14 protein-coding genes are annotated in these 16,282 nt (G+C 64.7%); 6 read left to right on the forward strand and 8 right to left on the reverse strand.

Going from position 1 to position 16,282, the window contains the following annotated elements:
* Positions 1 to 10 precede the first annotated feature (10 nt).
* The gene (locus tag PCE31107_RS05395) at positions 11 to 1,066 is read left to right on the forward strand and encodes a porin (RefSeq protein WP_150607043.1); all 1,056 of its coding nucleotides are present in this window, start codon (positions 11 to 13) and stop codon (positions 1,064 to 1,066) included.
* A gap of 89 nt (positions 1,067 to 1,155) precedes the next feature.
* Here PCE31107_RS05395 and purH read toward each other — a convergent pair whose 3' ends face one another.
* The 7 genes from purH to PCE31107_RS05430 all read right to left on the reverse strand — a co-directional run bounded on the left by purH (position 1,156) and on the right by PCE31107_RS05430 (position 8,787).
* Positions 1,156 to 2,721, reverse strand: coding sequence for a bifunctional phosphoribosylaminoimidazolecarboxamide formyltransferase/IMP cyclohydrolase (purH, locus tag PCE31107_RS05400; RefSeq protein ID WP_150607045.1), 1,566 nt, complete (start codon positions 2,719 to 2,721; stop codon positions 1,156 to 1,158).
* A 145-nt stretch (positions 2,722 to 2,866) separates the two neighbouring features.
* Positions 2,867 to 3,100 carry a Fis family transcriptional regulator gene (locus tag PCE31107_RS05405; RefSeq protein WP_010803993.1) on the reverse strand — a complete coding sequence of 78 codons (234 nt, stop codon included), beginning with the start codon at positions 3,098 to 3,100 and terminating at the stop codon, positions 2,867 to 2,869.
* Entirely contained in the window at positions 3,097 to 4,125 is a 1,029-nt protein-coding gene (dusB, locus tag PCE31107_RS05410; RefSeq protein ID WP_174966556.1) for a tRNA dihydrouridine synthase DusB, read from the reverse strand. Before dusB ends, PCE31107_RS05405 begins: the two co-directional genes overlap by 4 nt.
* A gap of 108 nt (positions 4,126 to 4,233) precedes the next feature.
* The gene (locus PCE31107_RS05415; protein WP_150607049.1) at positions 4,234 to 5,568 is read right to left on the reverse strand and encodes a UbiH/UbiF/VisC/COQ6 family ubiquinone biosynthesis hydroxylase; all 1,335 of its coding nucleotides are present in this window, start codon (positions 5,566 to 5,568) and stop codon (positions 4,234 to 4,236) included.
* Positions 5,568 to 6,899 (reverse strand): aminopeptidase P N-terminal domain-containing protein, encoded by a 1,332-nt coding sequence (locus PCE31107_RS05420; protein ID WP_150607051.1) that lies wholly within the window; start codon positions 6,897 to 6,899, stop codon positions 5,568 to 5,570. The genes PCE31107_RS05415 and PCE31107_RS05420 overlap by 1 nt, the downstream gene beginning before the upstream one ends.
* A gap of 42 nt (positions 6,900 to 6,941) precedes the next feature.
* Positions 6,942 to 7,682, reverse strand: coding sequence for an N-acetylmuramate alpha-1-phosphate uridylyltransferase MurU (gene murU, locus PCE31107_RS05425; protein ID WP_130027983.1), 741 nt, complete (start codon positions 7,680 to 7,682; stop codon positions 6,942 to 6,944).
* Positions 7,683 to 7,701: 19 nt separating this feature from the next.
* The gene (locus PCE31107_RS05430) at positions 7,702 to 8,787 is read right to left on the reverse strand and encodes an aminoglycoside phosphotransferase family protein (protein WP_246181729.1); all 1,086 of its coding nucleotides are present in this window, start codon (positions 8,785 to 8,787) and stop codon (positions 7,702 to 7,704) included.
* 214 nt (positions 8,788 to 9,001) lie between these two features.
* Here PCE31107_RS05430 and PCE31107_RS05435 point away from each other — a divergent pair, with 214 nt between their 5' ends.
* From PCE31107_RS05435 to rsmA, 4 genes are read left to right on the forward strand one after another with little or no spacing between them, the layout of a single operon-like run.
* On the forward strand, positions 9,002 to 11,311 hold the full coding sequence (locus PCE31107_RS05435) for an LPS-assembly protein LptD (protein ID WP_217425187.1): 2,310 nt from the start codon (positions 9,002 to 9,004) through the stop codon (positions 11,309 to 11,311).
* On the forward strand, positions 11,304 to 12,671 hold the full coding sequence (locus PCE31107_RS05440) for a peptidylprolyl isomerase (protein ID WP_130027078.1): 1,368 nt from the start codon (positions 11,304 to 11,306) through the stop codon (positions 12,669 to 12,671). The genes PCE31107_RS05435 and PCE31107_RS05440 overlap by 8 nt, the downstream gene beginning before the upstream one ends.
* 51 nt (positions 12,672 to 12,722) lie before the next feature.
* The gene (gene pdxA / locus PCE31107_RS05445; protein WP_150607055.1) at positions 12,723 to 13,802 is read left to right on the forward strand and encodes a 4-hydroxythreonine-4-phosphate dehydrogenase PdxA; all 1,080 of its coding nucleotides are present in this window, start codon (positions 12,723 to 12,725) and stop codon (positions 13,800 to 13,802) included.
* 10 nt (positions 13,803 to 13,812) lie between these two features.
* Complete coding sequence (gene rsmA / locus PCE31107_RS05450; protein WP_130027074.1) at positions 13,813 to 14,646, forward strand: 16S rRNA (adenine(1518)-N(6)/adenine(1519)-N(6))-dimethyltransferase RsmA; 834 nt, start codon at positions 13,813 to 13,815, stop codon at positions 14,644 to 14,646.
* Here the strand turns inward: rsmA and PCE31107_RS05455 are convergent.
* Positions 14,621 to 15,511 carry a DMT family transporter gene (locus tag PCE31107_RS05455; RefSeq protein ID WP_130027072.1) on the reverse strand — a complete coding sequence of 297 codons (891 nt, stop codon included), beginning with the start codon at positions 15,509 to 15,511 and terminating at the stop codon, positions 14,621 to 14,623. The genes rsmA and PCE31107_RS05455 overlap by 26 nt on opposite strands.
* A gap of 240 nt (positions 15,512 to 15,751) precedes the next feature.
* Between PCE31107_RS05455 and PCE31107_RS23610 the strand changes: the two genes are divergently transcribed.
* Complete coding sequence (locus tag PCE31107_RS23610; protein WP_150607057.1) at positions 15,752 to 16,189, forward strand: rubredoxin; 438 nt, start codon at positions 15,752 to 15,754, stop codon at positions 16,187 to 16,189.
* Positions 16,190 to 16,282: the final 93 nt, after the last annotated feature.

Consider the following 16,282-nt stretch of genomic DNA (forward strand, 5'->3'; position numbering starts at 1 on the left):
AGGGAATGTCATGAAACACAAGGTTTGGTTGGCAATGGCGTTGACGCTTGCGGCGGGCTGCGCCAAAGCGGATGGGCTGCAGATCTACGGCATTCTGGACAACAGTCTGGAATACCTCAGTAACGCAGCCGCTGGCGCGAACGGCAGCAAGTCGTCACTCTTTCGCGTGAGCAACGGGTCTCAGGCGGCGAATCGCTTCGGCTTCAAGGGGGCGGAAGATCTAGGCGGTGGGCTCAAGGCGATCATGCAGCTCGAAGCGGGGTTCAATCTCGACTCGGGGCAGCTCCAGCAGGGCGGACGCATGTTTGGCCGCCAGGCGTATGTGGGTTTGCAGAATCAATGGGGGGCACTGACTTTCGGCCGACAGAAGAACCTGATTTACGATGCGTTCCTTGAACTCGATCCGCTTTCGTATTACAGCTATTCGCTGCCCGCACTCGATGCTCAGTTCGTTGGCAAGGCCGACAACTCGATCAAGTACGCCGGCAACTTCAACGGCATCAAGGTCGCTGGCCTGTTCTCGACGGGTTACGACGCCAGCATTGCCAATGGTGCGCAGGTGCCGGGGCAGTGGCGTGTGGGCAAGGAGTACAGCGTGTCGGTCGGGTACGGAAACGGTCCGCTCAACGTCTCGCTGGTGTACGACCAGCAACGTGGCACGTCGGTCGCGACGCAGGGCAATACCACGCAGCGGGTGGCGGCGGGGGCGAGCTATGCCGTCGGTAACTTCAAGCCGTTCGTGGGATATCAGTGGTATCTGAGCGACGTGCCCGGCGTCGCGGGCCGCAATGAACTGATCTTCGCCGGGTTGCAGTACCGGCCCGTGACCGAAGTGATTCTCTCGGGGGCGATCTACTACAACAACATCACGTCGGCCAATCAACATCCGTTTTTGCTGGCGGCCAATGCGGCATATCTGCTTTCCAAACGCACACAACTGTTCGCGGAAGTCGGTTTATCGCGCAATCAGAACGGCTCCAATCTGGGCGTGACCGGCTATGGCGCGAGCATCCTGCCGGGCAGCAATCAGGTCGGTGTGGCCGTGGGTCTCGCACACTACTTCTGAGGCTGAGAAAAAAAAGGACACCCGGGGGATCCTGGGTGTCCTCTCATATCGCCTGTCGATGACCCGGCGAGGGCCATCGCGGCGAGGGCTTAGTGACGGAAGTGACGCGTGCCCGTCATCAGCATGGCGACGTTGCGCTCGTCGGCTGCGGCGATGACTTCGTCGTCGCGCATCGAACCGCCCGGGTGAATCACGCAGGTCGCGCCTGCGTCGACCACCACGTCGAGGCCGTCACGGAACGGGAAGAATGCGTCAGAGGCCACGGCGGAGCCGCTCAGCGACAGGCCGGCGTTCTGGGCCTTGATGCTGGCGATGCGCGCCGAGTCGACACGGCTCATCTGACCAGCGCCCACGCCCAGCGTCATACCGCCGGCGCAGAACACGATGGCGTTCGACTTGACGTACTTGGCCACGCGCCAGGCGAAGAGCAGGTCTTCCATTTCCTTCGGCGTCGGATGACGCTTCGTCACCACGCGCAGTTCATGCGGGGCCACGTTCTTCGCATCCGGCGACTGCACCAGCAGGCCACCGCCCACACGCTTGAAATCGTACTGATTCACGCCGTTGCCGAGCGGCACTTCGAGAAGACGCACATTCTGCTTGGCCGCAAAGACTTGCTTGGCGGCGTCGGTGAACGACGGCGCGAGCAGCACTTCCACGAACTGCTTGGCGACCGCTTGCGCGGCCGCTTCGTCGACTTCGCGATTGAACGCGATGATGCCGCCGAAGGCCGACGTCGGATCGGTCTGGAATGCCTTGGCGTAGGCGTCGACCGGCGATGCGGCCACGGCCACGCCGCAAGGATTGGCGTGCTTGATGATGACGCAGGCCGGCGCGTCGAACGTCTTCACGCATTCCCACGCGGCATCGGCGTCGGCGATGTTGTTGTACGACAGTTCCTTGCCCTGGAGCTGGCGATAGTTCGCCAGCGAGCCTTCCGGCGTGACGATGTCGCGATAGAACGCGGCGCTCTGATGCGGGTTCTCGCCGTAGCGCATGTCCTGCACCTTCGTGTACGCGAGATTCAGCGTGGCCGGGTAGGCGGAGCGCTCGGTGTGACGCAGCGACTCGCCCAGGCTCGTGAGGTAGTTCGTGATCGCGCCGTCGTACTGGGCCGTGTGAGCGAACACCTTCGTGGCCAGACGGAAGTTCGTGGCGTAGCCGACCGTGTTGCCGTTCGCCTTCATTTCGTCGAGCACCACGGCGTAGTCGGCCGGATCGACGATCACGGTGACGTCGCGATGGTTCTTCGCGGCCGAGCGCAGCATCGTCGGGCCGCCGATGTCGATGTTCTCGATGGCGTCTTCGAGCGAGCAGTCATCGCGCGCGATGGTCTGCACGAACGGGTACAGGTTCACCACGAGCAGGTCGATCGTCGGAATGTCGTGCTCCGCGAGCGCGGCCATGTGCTCGGGCAGGTCGCGGCGGGCCAGAATGCCGCCGTGAACCTTCGGATGCAGTGTCTTCACGCGCCCGTCGAGCATTTCCGGGAAGCCGGTGTAGTCGGCCACTTCGGTCACCTTGAGGCCGGCTTGCGCCAGCAACTTGGCGGTACCGCCAGTGGAGAGGAGCGACACGCCCTGGGCAGCGAGCGACTTGGCGAAGTCGACGATACCAGTCTTGTCGGAGACGGAAATGAGAGCTTGCTTAATCATGACGGACAGTAGTGAAGCGGCAAAAACGGGCGAGTTGAGCAAATGGGGCGGGCGCGATGCGACGTCATCGACGCAGGCGCACCCCGCGATGGGGCTGACGGGCGGCGCGCGGGTCTATAGCGGGCCTCCCGTTCGCGCGCAACGGCTAGAGCAGGCCGTGCTGCTGCAACTTCTTGCGCAGCGTGTTGCGGTTGATCCCCAGGTATTCGGCAGCGAGCGACTGGTTGCCGTCGGCCTTGCCGAGCACGAACTCGAGCAGCGGCTTCTCGACGACCGAGACGACCATATCGTAGACATCGTGTGGTCGTGCGCCGTCCAGATCGCGGAAATACGAATCCAGACTGTCGCGCACGCATTGTTCTATGTTTGTTTTGCTCATGCGGCTAATAGCTCCCTCGGCGATTCTTGTTCATAGCAGAGACGGTCCGAGTGCGCCTTCTGCTGTTCGAAAAACTCGTTGACCGCAGCCAACTGTTCCTGCGTGGTGTCGAGCGTATTCATACGCTGGCGGAACGTGGCTGCCCCCGGCAGGCCACGCGAATACCACGCGATATGTTTGCGCGCGGTCCGCACACCGGTGTATTCCCCGTAAAACTCGTAATGATCCTCGAGGTGTTCGTTCATGATTTGCTGGATCTCGTCGACGCGCGGCGGCAAGGCGATCTCGCCCGTCGTGAGAAACAGTTCGATGTCGCGGAACAACCACGGACGCCCCTGGGCGGCGCGGCCGATCATGATGGCGTCGGCGCCCGTGACGTCCAGCACATGCCTGGCCTTTTGCGCCGAGTCGATATCGCCGTTGGCGACGACCGGAATGCGGGCGGCGGCCTTGACGGCGGCGATGGTCTCGTACTCCGCGTCGCCGTGATACAGGTCGGCGCGCGTGCGCCCGTGCACCGTGAGCATGCTGATGCCGCAGTCTTCGGCAATACGGGCGACCGTGAGGGCGTTTTTGTGCTCACGATCCCAGCCTGTGCGAATCTTCAGCGTGACCGGTACCACATCGCCCACGGCGCCCACGACGGCGGACACGATGCGGGCCACGAGCGGTTCGTTTTGGAGCAGGGCCGAACCGGCGGCGACGTTGCACACCTTCTTGGCCGGACAACCCATGTTGATGTCGATGATCTGGGCGCCGCGCTCCACGTTGTAGCGGGCGGCCTCGGCCATCATGGCCGGGTCGGCGCCTGCGATCTGCACGGAGATCGGCGCGACTTCGCCCGCGTGATTGGCGCGGCGCATCGTCTTCTCGCTCTTCCAGAGCTGGGCGTTCGAGGCCACCATCTCCGAGACGGCATAACCCGCACCGAGTCGCTTGCACAACTGGCGGAACGGCCGATCCGTCACACCCGCCATGGGGGCGACGAACAGGTTATTGCGGAGTTCGTGGGGGCCGATATGCACGATGTAGGGAAAAGGCGGGAAAAAGTTGGCATTTTACTGCGAAAACCCATTCTCGTCGCCTAAAAAATGAGCAGGCGGTCCGATCGTCGCGCCGGGGAAGCCGCACACTTAGCCGCGCTGGCCGAACATCATCTGGCGGGCGAAGGCGGATTTGAGCGGCGGAACGAGGTCGAGGCTGGCGAGGGCTACACTGCGCAGCAGGGCAACAGGGGCAGCGTCGATGCCGAAGACGCGGGGCAGCAGGTCGGTGATGCCGATCGTCAGACCGCGGTCGGCGCGGCGTCGGCGGGCGAAGGCGGTGAGGGCCGCCGGGCCCGGCACGCCGTGGTGCGGGGCGCCGCCGCGAATGTCGCGAACGAGAGCGTCGGCCAGGTCGAAGGCGTCGCGCAGGCCGAGGTTCAGGCCTTGTCCCGCCACCGGGTGGAGCGTTTGCGCGGCGTTGCCGATGGCGGCGATCCGGCCGTCGACGACCTGGCCGAGCGCGTTGAGGCCCAACGGGAAACCTGCACGGCCGACAATCGAGGTGAAGCGGCCCATGCGGTCGCCGAAGGCGGCGTGCAGCTCGCTCAGGAACTGGGCGTCGCCCAGTTCGCGCCGACGTTTCGCCTCGGCGTGCGGGCAGCACCACACCAACGCGTAGCCGTTTTCCTGCGGCAGCAGGGCCAACGGGCCTTCCGGCGTGAAGCGCTCCCATGCCCAGCCGATGCGGGGCCGCTCACAGGTGACGAACCCGACGAGTGCGGTCTGGCCGTAGTCGCGCGCGCGAGGGCGCGCCATCTGCCGCTCGAACAACCCCCCTTCGGCATTGACGGCGAGCGCGGCGTGCAGCGTTTGCGCGCGATCGTCGACGGACGTGCCGAGGGTCATCGTGACCTGCTGTGCGTCCTGGCTCAGGGCAATGGCTCGGTACGGGCGGAAGTGATGCAGACCCGGTCGATCCGGTGCGGGCAACGCGTCGGACCCCTCCGGCGAGACGGACGCTGGCGGCGGCGCGTGCTCGACGTGGGCGGGAACGCGCGACATGGCGGTGTCCAGTGCGCGCATCAGGGCGCCGTATCGCACCACGTAACCGAGTGCGGGGACGCCGTGATCGAGATAATCAATTTCAGTGCTGCCGAAGCGCCGCGCTTGCGAGACGTGAATATGTTGAATCGGTGTGCTGTCGAGACCGGCCGCGTTGTGCGGCCAGACGCCGGCGCGCGCAAGAATCTCACGGCTGCCATGCGAGAGCGCGAGCGTGCGAGGGTCGTCGTACCCGACCTGCGCGCCGCGCGCATCCACCAGCGCGATCCGTAGCTGCGGCGCGCGCTGCGCGAGCACAAGCGCGAGCACCGTGCCGACCGGGCCTGCGCCAACGATCGCCAGATCGAACCGACGCGCGCGAGCGTCGCCCACCGCGTGGGACGCGTGTGTGGAAGCCGCGGGAGCCTGAACGTCAGTCATCAGCCACGCATCAGCGCTTCGATCTCGTCGGCATCCACGGGCACGTCGCGCGTGAGCAGCGTGCAGCCGTCGGCGGTCACGACCGCATCGTCCTCGATGCGAATGCCGATGTTCCAGTAACGCTCGTCGATGTCCGGCGCGGGACGCACGTAGATGCCCGGCTCGATGGTCGTCACCATGTTCGCGGCCAGTGTGCGCCACGGACGTTCGCCGTTCGGACCGTCTTCGCGGTACTCGCCGCAATCGTGGACGTCCATGCCGATCCAGTGCCCCGTGCGGTGCATGTAGAAGCGGCTGAACGACTTGTTGGCGATCACGTCGTCGAGGCCGCCCACCGCATCGCGCTTGAGCAGGCCCGTGTCGAGCATGCCCTGGGCAAGCACGCGCACGGCGGCGTCGTGGGGGGCGTCGAAGCGCGCGCCTGCGCGCGTGACGTCGATGGCGGCCTGTTGCGAGGCGAGCACGATGTCGTACAGCTCGCGCTGCGCCGCGGTGAACTTGCCGTTGACCGGGAACGTGCGGGTGATATCCGACGCGTAGCCATCGAGTTCGCAAGCGGCATCGATCAGGCACAGATCGCCGTCACGCAGCTTGGCGTCGCCTGCGCGATAGTGCAGCACCGTGGCATTGGCGCCGGTGGCGACAATCGAACCGTAAGCGGGGAACTGCGAGCCGTTGCGGCGGAATTCGTACAGCAACTCGGCTTCGAGATGATATTCACGCAGCCCCGGGCGCGACGCTTTCATCGCGCGCACATGGGCTTCTGCCGAAATCTTGCCTGCGCGCGCCATGATGTCGATTTCAACCGGGTCCTTGACCAGACGCATCTCGTCGAGGATCGCGCGGATATCGCGTGCGACGGACGGTGCCGACACGCCCGTGCGTCCTTGCGCCCGCACGGCGCTCAGCCAGTGACGGACCTGGCGATCCTGCTGCGCCGAAGCGCCGAGCGCATAGAACAGCGCCGGCGCGTCGGCCAGCAGTTGCGGCACGCGCGTATCGATCTCGTCGATGGGGTAGGCGGCGTCGAAGCCGAAGGTCTCGCGCGCGGCTTCCGGGCCGTAGCGATAGCCGTCCCAGATCTCGCGTTCTTCGTTCTTCGCGCGGCAGAACAGGATGGAATGACCCGTGCGGCTGTCGAGCACCACGACCGCATCGGGCTCCGTGAAGCCTGACAGGTAATAGAAATAACTGTCGTGACGATAAGGGTAGTCGCTGTCGCGGTTGCGCGGCACTTCCGGCGCCGTCGGCAGGATGGCGACACCGCCACCGGCCTTGCGCATCTGTTCGATGACGCGCTCGCGGCGGGCGCGGTACGGAGAATCAGTCATCGCGGGCTCCATTTCGGTGGGTTCGGTCGATTGAATACGTTGTCAGGCGATTCTACTGCCGGGTGGGCGGTTGTGCCGGGCCTGCACGTCGGCATTCAAGGCAGCGAGTTGTGCCGGGGTGCCAACGTTTTCCCACAGGCCATCGAAACGTTCGCCGCTGACGCGCCCGGCGGCGATCGAGCGCTGGTACAGCGGCGTGAGCGCCATGCGCGTGCCCGAGGCGATGTCGGCAAAGAGCCGGAGGTCGTACAGCGCGATGCTGCCGAACGTCAGCGCCTGGGCCGTTGGCGGGGCGGCCTCGGGGAGATGCAGTTGGCCACCCGGATCGAGGGCGAAGTCACCTTTCGGATGAAACGGTGGGTTCGGCACCATCACCAGGTGCATGCCGGGCGCAGGCTGCGCGGCCATGCGTGCCGCATGAGGGCGCAACGCCGCGTAGTCGAACGAGGTGAAAATATCACCGGCGATCGCCAGGAACACATCGCCGGCGCCTTCGAGCAACGGGCGTGCGCAGGCGATTCCGCCGGCGGTTTCCAGGGCTTCGCGCTCGGCCGAGTAGGCAAGCCGAACGCCAAATGCGCTGCCGTCGCCGAGCGCAGCTTCGATCTGCGCGCCCAGCCACGCGTGATTGATGACGATGTCGGTGAACCCCGCGCGCGCCAGCGCTTCGATCTGCCAGACGATGATCGGCTTGCCGCCGACACCGAGCAGCGGCTTCGGTGTGGCGTCGGTGAGCGGGCGCATGCGCTCGCCGCGCCCGGCCGCGAAGATCATCGCCTTCATTGCGGACATGCGGTGCGCCTCAGAACGTGTAACCGACATCCGTGCGCTGGCCGGTCAGTGCATCGAGCAACTGGGCGAGCGGGCGGAGCGGCGCGTAGCGGTCGGCGACCTTGCGCGCGTAGCCGAGGAAGCGCGGCGTGTCGGCCAGATAGCGCGGCTTGCCGTCACGATAGTTGATGCGCGCGAAAATACCGAGCACCTTCAGATGACGCTGCAGCCCCATCCATTCCGCCTGACGGTAAAACTCGCCGAAGTCGGCGTCGACCGGCAGGCCGGCCTTGCGGGCGCGTTCCCAGTAATACGCCAGCCAGTCGAGCTGACGCTCCTCGTCCCAACTGAGGAAGGCGTCGCGCATCAGCGAGATCACGTCGTACGTGAGCGGTCCGTAGACGGCGTCCTGGAAGTCGAGAATGCCGGGGCCCGTGGTGCCCGGCAGGCCCGGCATCAGATTGCGCGGCATGTAATCGCGGTGCACGAACACCTTGGGCTGCGCGAGCGCATTGTCGATGAGCAACTGATTGACGCGGTCGAGCGTCGCCCGTTGGTCCGCGCTCAGCGTCACCTTCAGGTGCTTGCCAACGTACCAGTCCGGGAACAGATCGAGTTCGCGTTGGAGCAGCGCCGTGTCGTAGGCGGGCAGCACGTTCGGGCGGGACTGCCTCTGCCAGACGATCAGCGCATCGAGCGCGGCGCGCATGAGCGGGCGGGCATTGTCCTCGGTGATGACGTCGAGATACGTCTCGCGCCCGAGGTCCGTGAGCAGCAGGAAACCCTGCGCGAGATCTTCGGCGAGCACCTTCGGCGCCTGCAGGCCCGCGTCGGCGAGCAATTGGGCGACGTGCACGAACGGACGGCAATCCTCCTGCGGCGGCGGCGCATCCATCACGATCAGGCTCGGATGCGCAGGATCGTGGCTGCCGATACGGAAGTAGCGCCGGAAACTGGCGTCCGCGGAGGCCGGCGCCCACTGCGCCATATCCAGCGCGAATGGTTCGGCGATGCTGGCGAGCCAGTGGCCGAGGGCTTGCAGGCGAGAATCGGTGGTGTTGGAGAGCGCGTGGGAAGCGTCGGAAACACTCGCGGAGGCGGCGGGATGTGCGGTCATGATGGGGGTCGTAAACGTCTTGCCATATAATACCCGATCATGTTTTCCAGACGCCCTGTTTCTCGACCTCGATCGACCGTCCCGAATGTCCCGGCAACGCCGTGCAGACAGGCGGGATTGGCTGCCTGCAAGCGGCGCCTCGATTGTCACGCTGTTTGCGTACATGCCGGATAAACAAGTCCATACGAATGATGTTTCTTCGCTGCGGCGCCTGATGCGCGCGCGCCGAAAGCCACTGGCCCTCCTGCTCTCCCTGCCGGGGGTGTGGTGTTCGCTCGCCGGTGCGCAGGAAGCCCCCCCTCCCGATATTGCCAAGAGCGACGGGTTGGTATTGCGCACGGTGCCGGCGCTCGTCGACAACCCGTTGGGTGCCGGAGACGACGTGCCGATGTATGTGCGCGGCATGCACCTCACCGGCCGGACCAACGTGGATGCGACCGTCGATGGCGACGCCGAGGCGCGCAAGTACCGTTCGTTCGTGAAGGGCGATCGCCTCACGTACGATCAGGACTCTGACGAGGTCGTGGCGCGTGGCAATGCGCGCCTATCGCAAGGGGGCAATCTGTTCCTCGGCCCCGAGGCGCATATGTACACCGGTGCGGGCGACGGCTATATGCTGACGCCGACCTACAAGCTCGTGACGGGCGGGGGCGGAAAGTCGGAGCGCGCGGACGTCGAGGCGAGCAACGTGGTGACCCTGCAGCGCGGCACGTATTCCGCCTGCGCGTGCACGGACGACGGCAAGACGCCGGCCTGGTACATCAAGGCGTCCGAGTTCGAGTTCGATCAGGAGCAGCAGGAAGGCACGGCGTACAACGGCATCCTGTTTTTCCAGGGCGTGCCGATTCTCGCCAGCCCGTATCTGTCGTTCCCGACGTCGAACGAGCGTCGCTCGGGCTTCCTGGCGCCGACCTTCACTCAGTCGAGCCGCACCGGCTTCGAGCTGGCGACGCCGTATTACTTCAATATCGCGCCGAACCGTGACCTGACGCTCACCCCCCGCTTCATGACCAAGCGCGGTGTGATGCTCAACGGCGATTTCCGCTACCTCGAGCCGACGTACGCAGGGTTGTTCCATCTCGAATACCTGCCGAAGGACCGAATCACGGGCGACGCTCGTTACACGTTCACATGGCAGCATAGCCAGTCGCTCGGCTATGGCGTGAATGGCTACGTGAACTTCACGAAGGTCTCGGACGACACTTATCCGGACGATTTTGGTGCGGGCACCAACTTCCAGACCGGTGTGCAGCGCGTCTACAACCGCGAAGCCGGGTTGACGTGGGGGTACGGCAATTGGTCGTTCCTCGCCCGAGTGCTGAAGTATCAGACGCTCGCGCCGACCGCGCCGCAGTATGAGTCGGTGCCGGAACTGTCGGCGACTTACAACAAGCTGGACTTCCACGGCTTCGATTTCACGATGCCGATCAAGTACAACCGGTTCCAGATTGCATCGTCGACGGGGCAGCCGAATGGCGAGCGCATTTACGCGCAGCCTACGTTGAGCTACCCGATCCTGACGCCCGGCTACTTTATCGTGCCGAAGGTCATCTTCAACGCGGCCGCGTACAACATCGATTATGCGAACGGCTCGACGATGCAGTCGTCGATCACGCGCACGGTGCCGACACTCAGCCTCGATACCGGACTGACGTTTGAACGCCCGCTGAACCTGTTCGGCTCGGCGATGCGGCAGACGCTGGAGCCGCGCCTGTTCTACGTCTACACGCCGTATCGAAATCAGAGTTCCATTCCGATTTTCGACAGTGCGGTTTCCGACTTCAACCTGGCAGAAATCTTCAGCGAGAACTCGTTCATCGGCGTCGACCGGATTCAGGATGCCAATCGCGTGACGGCGGCGCTGACCTCGCGCCTGATCGATGCGGAGTCGGGGGTGGAGCGAGGCCGTGTCTGGTACGCGCAGCGCTACAACTTCACGCGCTCGCTCGTGACGATGCCGGGCGGCACGCCGGAAGACGCCGGCATATCCGATTTTCTGGTCGGTGGTTCGGCATTGCTTTACCGAAACATCACGTTCAGCACCGCCGTGCAATACAGCCCGAGCACGTCGCAGTTCAACCGCTCGGATGTCGGCGTGACATGGCGCCCGGGGGAGCGACGGGTGTTCAACGTGTATTACCGCTACCTCCGAAATCCTGTGCCGGTCGTGGGACAGACCGCATTGACCGTCACGCCGATCAATCAGGTCGAACTTTCCGGTCAGTGGCCGATCACACCGCGGTTGGGCGTTGTGGGGCGCCTGAACTACAGCATTACCGACAAGACCTTCATCGATGCCCTGGCGGGTTTCGAGTATGATGCCGACTGCTGGGCCTTCCGGGTGGGGCTCCAGCGCTATGCGACCAATGCCACCACGACAACTTCGCGTATCTTCGCGCAGTTGGAGCTAAAAGGCTTGACGAAGTCCGGCAGCAGCGCCACAGAAGCCTTCAAGGTCGGGGTGCCGGGTTATCAGGCGCCGCCGACGAACCAGATTCCTTCTCGATTCAGCAACTATGAATGACATGTTTGTGAAGCGTGCCTCGCTGCTGGCGAGCCTGTGTCTCGCCGCCGGGGTGGCGGTGGCCCAGCCGGCGCCGGTGGGTAGCCGTGTCGCGGGAACGCCTGCATCGTCCGTGCGCGCGGTCGATTCCATCGTGGCCGTGGTCAACGACAGCGTGATCACCCGGAAGGAACTCGACGCGCGTATCGAGGAGGCCAAGCACCAGCTCGTGCTCGCCAAGCGCCCGATTCCGGACGCCGATCTGCTGCAGCGCCAGGTGCTCGAGCAATTGATCGTCACGCAAGTGCAGCTTCAACGCGCGAAGGAAGACGGCATCGTCGTGAAGGACGCCGACGTCGAGCAGGCCCTGCAACGCATCGCCGCCGACAACCATCTGAGCATCGATCAGTACAAGGCGAGACTGTCGCAGGCCGGTGTGCCATGGGATGCCTTCCGCAAGGAAGTGCGCGAACAGATCGTGATGGCACGCCTGCGCGATCGCGAAGTCGACAGCCAGGTGCAGGTCAGCGATTCGGAAGTCAACACCTTCCTCGCCGCACAGCGCGGCGCCACGGCGACGCCGTCCGAGACCGAGTACCGTCTGAGCGAAATCCTCGTGAAGCTGCCCGAGGGCGCTTCGCCCGACCAGGTCAGCGCGGCGCAGAAGAAGGCGGACGAAGCGCTGGACAAGGCGAAAGCCGGCGGAGATTTCGCCGCGCTTGCCAAGCAGTATTCAGACGCCTCCGATGCCGCGAGCGGTGGCGACATGGGCTTTCGCATTCCCGAACGCATTCCCGATCTGTACCTGAGCCAGATTCAGAAGCTGCAGCCAGGGACGGTGGTTCCGCAGGTGCTTCGCAGCAACAACGGTTTCCACGTCATCAAGTTGGTCGAGACCCGCAAGCAGGGCGGTGAGCAGGGCATGACCGTGCCGCAGATCCATGCGCGTCACATCCTGATCCGGGTGGGCGATGGTGTGTCGGAAGCGCAGGCGCGTCAAAAGCTGCTCGATATCAAGGCCAAGATCGAAGCGGGCAAGGGCGATTTCGCCGACTTTGCGCGACAGTTCTCGGCGGACGGTTCGGCATCGCAGGGCGGTGATCTTGGCTGGATCTCGCCGGGCGAGACCGTACCGGCGTTCGAGCGCGCCATGTCCGAACTCAAGGACGGCCAGATCAGCGACCCGGTGCGCTCGGAGTATGGCTATCACCTGATTCAAGTGCTGGGTCATCGCGAGACGCAGGTCTCGGGCGATCAGGAGCGCAATGTCGCCATGCAGGAACTGCGTGGCCGCAAGGCCGAGCAGCAGTACCGCGACTGGTTGCAGCAACTGCGCGACAGTGCTTACGTCGACTATCGTCTCAATAACGCGCAACAGTAAGCGGCGTGTGAGACATTTCAGTCCCCCTCTCCTTTCTCTCTCGTCCCAGGCATGACTTCCGACCGGTCCTTCGTCCTCGCCATCACCACGGGTGAACCGGCGGGCGTCGGGCCGGAGCTGACGGTGCAGGCACTTGTGAAGTGCCTGTCCCCCACGGAAGGTGCCACCGACATCAGCGTCAACGCCCCCCTTCTCCGTTGCCAGTTCGCCGTGCTCGGCGATGCGTCGCTGCTCGCGGCACGCGCGCAGGCCGTGGGGCTCGGCGACGCATGGCAGGCATTGCTGGCCAGTGCTCGCGTGCGCGTCGTGCATCATCCACTTGCCGTCACGGCACAGCCAGGGAAGCTGGACGCCGCCAATGGCCGTTACGTGCTGGCCCTGCTCGACGATGCCATCGATGGTGCGCTGGCCGGCGCCTATGACGCCATTGTCACGGCACCGCTACAGAAGAGCACGATCAACGACTGTGGCGTGGCCTTCACCGGCCACACCGAGTACCTGGCCGAGCGCACCGGCACGCCGCGTGTCGTGATGATGCTGGCCGGCGGTGGACTGCGCGTGGCGCTGGCGACGACGCATCTGCCGCTCGCGCAAGTGCCGGGTGCGATTCGTCGCGACGATCTGCTGCAAACGCTCGTCATCCTCAATCAGGATCTGATGCGTCATTTCGGCGTGACGCGTCCGCGCATTCTCGTCACGGGTCTCAACCCGCATGCGGGGGAATCGGGTTACCTCGGCCGCGAGGAAATCGACGTCATCACGCCGGCCCTCGACGACGCGCGCGCCGCCGGCATCGACGCCCGCGGCCCGTATCCCGCCGATACACTCTTCCAGCCACGCCACCTCGAAGGGGCCGATGCGGTTCTCGCGATGTACCACGACCAGGGACTGCCGGTGCTCAAGTACGCGAGCTTTGGCGCAGGCGTGAACATCACGCTCGGCCTGCCGATCATCCGCACGTCGGTCGATCACGGCACGGCCCTCGATCTCGCCGGCACCGGGCAAGCCGAGAGCGGCAGCCTGCTTGAAGCCTTGCGTACGGCCGCCACCATGGCAGCCAATGCCGCGATACACGCATCATTGACCGCAGGCGCGAGCGGCGATCCGCACGCCGCAAAACCGCGTTCATAAGGAATTTCACATGAGTAGCGCATCGAAGCGCACGGGCGTCCAACAGGGCCACGTGGCGCGCAAACGTTTTGGTCAGAATTTTCTCGTCGACATGGGCGTGATCGACGCGATCGTGGGCGCGATCTCGCCGCGCACCGACGACCTGATGGTCGAGATCGGGCCGGGGCTGGGTGCGCTGACGACGCCGCTCACGGAGTGGCTCGCGCATTTGCATGTGGTCGAACTCGATCGCGACCTGGTTGCGCGCCTGACGCGCAAGTTCGGTGAGCGCGTGAGCGTGCATGCGGGCGACGCGCTCGACTTCGACTTTGGATCGCTTGTTCCGGCGGATCGACGCGACGAAGCCCCGCTGCGCATCGTCGGCAACTTGCCGTACAACATCTCCAGTCCGCTGCTTTTCCATCTGATGCGCTACGCTGCGCTCGTGCGCGATCAGCACTTCATGCTGCAGGACGAGGTTGTCGAGCGCATGGTCGCGCCCGCGGGGTCGAGCAACTATAGCCGGCTCTCGGTCATGCTTCAGTATCGCTACTGGATGGACAAGGTGCTCGACGTACCACCGCAGGCGTTCAATCCGCCGCCGAAGGTCGACTCGGCCGTGGTGCGGATGATTCCGCGTGCCGTGGCCGATCTGCCGCAGGTCGATCTGGACGTGTTCGGCGCGGTGGTGGCGCAGGCGTTCTCGCAGCGCCGCAAGATGCTGCGCAACACGCTGCACAGTTACCGCGATCGTGTCGATTTCGATGCGCTGGGATTCGATCTCACGCGCCGCGCCGAGGACGTTCCGGTCGGCGAATACGTGAACCTCTCGCGTGCCATCAGTGGCGCCGGTTCACCAGGCTGATCCCGGCGAACACGAGCACGACGGCGCCCGCGAAGCGCCAGCCGACCGATTCGCCCAGCACCAGCACGCCGAACGTTACGCCGAAGAGCGGGCTCAGGAACGAGAACGACGCGAGGCGGGCGGCGCTGTAGCGCGTCAGCATCCCGAACCAGATCAGGTAACTGGCAAACGCCACGCCAATGGACTGATAGGCGAGGCTGACCCATGTCGTGGCCGTCATCGGGCCGACGTGCACGCTCCCTGTGCCCAGTGCCAGTGCGCACAGCAACACGGCCGAGACGGCGAGTTGGTAAAGCAGCGTCTTCGACGGTGCGGCGCTCGCCAGGCGTGACGCCCGGACGATCACCGTCGTCATTCCCCAGAACACGCCGGCGAGGAGGCCGAGCAGGTCGCCGGGCCACGTTTTCGCGAGGTCAGAACCGCTGCCGTCGGAGAACGCCACCACGATGCCGCAGAAGGCGACGGCCATGCCAAGCCATTGCATCGGTCGCAGCCGTTCGCTCGGCACCGTCCAGTGAAGGCCCATGGCGGTAAAGCAGGGGGCCGAGTACAGGAAGACGGCCATGCGCGAGGCCGTCGTGTGCGTCAGGCCGACGAAGATGCAGAGGAATTCCAGCGAGAAGAGCAAGCCCGCAAGGAGGCCCGCCGGCAAGGTGCCGTCGCCGGTGAAGAGCTTCTGACGGCGCCACAGCATCCAGCCGCCGACAAGCACGGTCGCGATCAGCGAGCGCAGGCCGGCTTGCAGCACGGGAGGCACGACAGGCACGGCCAGTTTGACGGCGACCTGCTGGCCGCCCCAAACCGCACATAGGCCAAACATGATGGCGAGCGCGGCGGCATCGATCGGACGCGGAGTGGTTTTCATGAAATTGGTTCGGATGGCGACGTATCGTGAGCCCGATACGCTGTGTGGCTCATTGTCTCCGATCCCGGTCGCACGGGCATCATTCTGGTGCAGGCAACAGGGGTAATCCGGGACGCATTGTTTCGTCTCGCGACATTATGTTTCCCTATTCCACGGGTTTATTGCACATAGCCGTGGCGATACAATGCTCCGCGCGGGCCGTGGTGCCTGCCTCCGCCGTCATTTTCCGCACTATTGCGCATGTACAAAAAAGGCTCCGCCGTCGAACTTCAGTTCTCCCCGTCACGACTCAACGACGGGGCTGGCGATCCGTACTGGATCGATCTCACTCGCGACGAGGCGCAAGCACTGCTCGCCGCGCTCCAATCGCATTTGAGCCGGCGAGAACCCGTTGCCTCGGGCACCGAATCGCCGCTCGTGTTCCCTCTGTTGGATCCGGCGGCACCGCAGAAGACCGAAACGACACAGCGCGACGGTGCTACGCCCGTCGTGTCCGGCGACACGGCGCCGACCTACCGCCAATGGGTCTGTGTGATCTGTGGCTGGATTTACGACGAAGCGCTCGGCTGTCCGGACGACGGCATTGCTCTCGGAACCCGCTGGGAAGATGTGCCGGAGGACTGGCGTTGCCCGTTGTGCGACGTGGGCAAGGAGGACTTTGCGATGGTGGAGTTCTGACGCGTCGGGCCGGTCTGCACGGAGGTGGCCGGCACGCTGTTGTGTCATCCGGGTAACGGCCACCGCAAATGGGCGGCCGTTACCGCATGGCGC

It is taken from the genome of Pandoraea cepalis (assembly GCF_902459625.1).
Classification (GTDB): Bacteria; Pseudomonadota; Gammaproteobacteria; order Burkholderiales; family Burkholderiaceae; genus Pandoraea; species Pandoraea cepalis.

What these genes read in the sequence shown, in the direction of transcription:
- PCE31107_RS05440 (WP_130027078.1), top strand. Translation starts at nt 11,304, where the DNA reads ATGAATGACATGTTTGTGAAGCGTGCCTCGCTGCTGGCGAGCCTGTGT.
- PCE31107_RS23610 (WP_150607057.1), top strand. Translation starts at nt 15,752, where the DNA reads ATGTACAAAAAAGGCTCCGCCGTCGAACTTCAGTTCTCCCCGTCACGA.
- PCE31107_RS05435 (WP_217425187.1), top strand. Translation starts at nt 9,002, where the DNA reads ATGCGCGCGCGCCGAAAGCCACTGGCCCTCCTGCTCTCCCTGCCGGGG.
- PCE31107_RS05415 (WP_150607049.1), bottom strand. Translation starts at nt 5,568, where the DNA reads ATGACTGACGTTCAGGCTCCCGCGGCTTCCACACACGCGTCCCACGCG.
- PCE31107_RS05395 (WP_150607043.1), top strand. Translation starts at nt 11, where the DNA reads ATGAAACACAAGGTTTGGTTGGCAATGGCGTTGACGCTTGCGGCGGGC.
- murU (WP_130027983.1), bottom strand. Translation starts at nt 7,682, where the DNA reads ATGAAGGCGATGATCTTCGCGGCCGGGCGCGGCGAGCGCATGCGCCCG.
- purH (WP_150607045.1), bottom strand. Translation starts at nt 2,721, where the DNA reads ATGATTAAGCAAGCTCTCATTTCCGTCTCCGACAAGACTGGTATCGTC.
- rsmA (WP_130027074.1), top strand. Translation starts at nt 13,813, where the DNA reads ATGAGTAGCGCATCGAAGCGCACGGGCGTCCAACAGGGCCACGTGGCG.
- PCE31107_RS05455 (WP_130027072.1), bottom strand. Translation starts at nt 15,511, where the DNA reads ATGAAAACCACTCCGCGTCCGATCGATGCCGCCGCGCTCGCCATCATG.
- PCE31107_RS05405 (WP_010803993.1), bottom strand. Translation starts at nt 3,100, where the DNA reads ATGAGCAAAACAAACATAGAACAATGCGTGCGCGACAGTCTGGATTCG.
- PCE31107_RS05420 (WP_150607051.1), bottom strand. Translation starts at nt 6,899, where the DNA reads ATGACTGATTCTCCGTACCGCGCCCGCCGCGAGCGCGTCATCGAACAG.
- pdxA (WP_150607055.1), top strand. Translation starts at nt 12,723, where the DNA reads ATGACTTCCGACCGGTCCTTCGTCCTCGCCATCACCACGGGTGAACCG.
- PCE31107_RS05430 (WP_246181729.1), bottom strand. Translation starts at nt 8,787, where the DNA reads ATGACCGCACATCCCGCCGCCTCCGCGAGTGTTTCCGACGCTTCCCAC.